This window comes from Streptomyces sp. SID14478 (assembly GCF_010548525.1).
Classification (GTDB): domain Bacteria; phylum Actinomycetota; class Actinomycetes; order Streptomycetales; family Streptomycetaceae; genus Streptomyces.
This window is the reverse complement of record NZ_JAAGMG010001443.1, coordinates 1-1,416: the sequence shown is the minus strand read 5'-3', so window position 1 is coordinate 1,416 and position 1,416 is coordinate 1. Positions and strand designations below refer to the sequence as shown.

The 1,416-nt window shown below is 73.9% G+C and carries 2 protein-coding genes; one reads left to right on the top strand and one right to left on the bottom strand.

The window, feature by feature from the left end; all coding sequences use genetic code 11:
* The coding region (locus G3I40_RS45295) for a TetR family transcriptional regulator (protein WP_164560604.1) at positions 1–450 on the top strand (450 nt) is incomplete at its 5' end.
* Positions 451–453: 3 nt separating this feature from the next.
* On the opposite strand, the gene G3I40_RS45290 is transcribed toward G3I40_RS45295, so the two are convergent.
* A partial coding sequence (locus G3I40_RS45290; protein WP_164560603.1) for an SMP-30/gluconolactonase/LRE family protein occupies positions 454–1,416 on the bottom strand: 963 nt, incomplete at its 5' end.

Genomic DNA, 1,416 nt, shown 5'->3' with positions numbered 1-1,416 from the left:
TCCGCCGTCGCGCGCCGCGCCGGGGTGGGACAGGGCAGCCTCTACCGGCACTTCGCCGACCGCGTCGCGCTGGCCACCGCCGTCCTGGACGAGAACGTCCGGCAGATCGAGCGGGCGGCGGCTCAGCCCGGCGCGGACCTGGAGAGCGTCCTCGGCGTCGTGACCTGGCACCTGACGCGCTCGACCGCGTTCGTCGACCTGCTGCGCGTGCGCGGCGACGAGGAACAAGGGCGCCTGCTCTCCGCGCGCGTCCGCGGCGTCCTCGCCCACTGCCTGCCCGCGGACCACCGCCTCTCGGCCGACGACGTCATGCTCGCCGTCGCGATGGTCTCCGGGGCGGTCGCGGGCCCCACCCCGGCCGCACGCGAGCGCCTCGCCCTGGCGGCCTGGCGCCTGCTCGGCATCGAGGTGGGACGGCTGCGGCCCGTCGAGACGAGCGACGCCGGGTAGGCGTCAGCCGCCGTTGGACTGGCGGATGCCCCTGCCGAGCGCGGTGAACTCGTAGACGTAACCGCCGTCGGCGCCGCTGACCGTCATGTACGCCGTCGTACGGCCCGGCGTGATCGCGACATTGGTGGCCGACTGCAGCCCCGCGGCGTCCTCGGCCGGGATCTCCACGGTGCCCAGGCGCGCCCCGTACTTGCTGTAGACGGCCATGGCGGGCCGCCCGTGCAGTGCCTGATAGAGGTTGCCGTCGGCGTCCACGGCGATCGAGTCGGTCTGGGCCAGGCCGCCGTCGACGTGGATCGCTTCGTGCCGGGAGGTCACGGAGGTTTTGTCGGCGTCGAGCAGCAGGTAGGAGACGGTGTCCTTGGCGAGTTCGCTGATCCACAGACCGCGCCGCCCGGGGTCGAACATGATCCCGTTGGGCTGGGCGAGCCCGTCGGCGAGGACCGTCGCCCTCCCGCCGTCGCGGTCGATGCGCACGATGCGGCCGTCGCTCTCGTCCGGCTGTGTGCCGTGCGCGTCGCTCAGGTACAGGTTGCCGTCGTCGTCGAAGGCGATGTCGTCCGGAGTCATCGTCGACCCGTCGACCTCGCCGGAGAAGAACGTGCGGGGACGCGAGCCGTCCTTCGCGACGCTGACCACGGCGCCCGTGGCGAAGTCGCTCAGGTACAGGCGGCCGTCGTACGGGCTGACCTGCGCGGAGGTGTAGGCGCCCGTGCCGTCGGTGTAGACGCCCTCGTGTCGGCCGGTGGCGACGTCCACGGAGAGGACCTTGGGCTCGCCGGCCGGCGCGGTGACGTCCACGACGTACAGCGCGCCGCCCCCGACCAGGACCGGGCCTTCGAGCAGTGTCATGCCGGTGGCCTCGTGCACGTCACTCACGTGCGCCAGCCTGGCCGCCGGGATGCGCCTGCCCTCCCCGGGCGCGGCGGGCGCGGACGCCGCGCCGCCGGCCGGCTCGGTGCCGCA